The organism is Vibrio sp. 1978 (assembly GCF_033344345.1).
This window is the reverse complement of sequence record NZ_JAWPOP010000411.1, coordinates 1-735: the sequence shown is the minus strand read 5'-3', so window position 1 is coordinate 735 and position 735 is coordinate 1. Positions and strand designations below refer to the sequence as shown.

Annotated in this window: 1 protein-coding gene; it reads right to left on the bottom strand. The window is 50.1% G+C overall.

Features of this window, described 5'->3' with window-relative positions; genetic code table 11:
- Positions 1-735 (bottom strand): FlgK family flagellar hook-associated protein (locus R8N49_RS26925; RefSeq protein WP_412034918.1); only part of this gene is annotated, 735 nt, incomplete at both ends.

Here is a 735-nt window from a genome sequence, read left to right as displayed (position 1 = left end):
ATGTTGGCATTGTGCGCGTTAGCAAACGTCATCGAGTTCGCGGCTTCTTCATCGCTGTTCACGGCACTTACGTTGTCGCGAGCGGTATGCGCTTGCTTGCTCATTGCCAGTTTTGCTTGGTAATCCGCATCAGCCTGACGCGCTTTGATCGCCGTTTGGCCAACCATTGAGGTAAAGGCATCGTTCAAGCTCACTGAGCCGTAGCCCGTTACCGCAACCGGTTTGTTACTCAAATCAATCAGAGATTTAAGAACATTCGCGTTACCCGGCGTACCATCGCTTGAAAACGCTAATTCTTCCGCGCTCAAATCTGTGATGGTTAAACTTGCCGCTGGGTTATCAGGGTCGTAGTTAAACAGTGGTTTGCCAGCATTGCCTTTCAAGTCTTTACCTGTAGCAAGTACCGCGTTGTACTCATCTGCCAGAGCTTTTGCCATGTCATCAAGCGCCACTTGGTTTGGCTTTAGAACGTCGGTTTGGTAATCGTTGATGGCACCCAACTTACCCCCGACCGAATCGCCAATAGCGAAGCTTTGATTAGCAAAATTCACGTGCAGATCCGCAAGATACGGATCGCTTGGATCAGGAATCGCAGACAATTGACCAAAGTCCGAGCCCATGACTAACGGCTGACCAGAAACCAACGTCACCTGCATGCTGCCATCCGGTTGATCGGTTGTTTTCACTTCGATCACTTGTGACAGCTCACCGATCAGCTTTTCACGCGTGTCCATA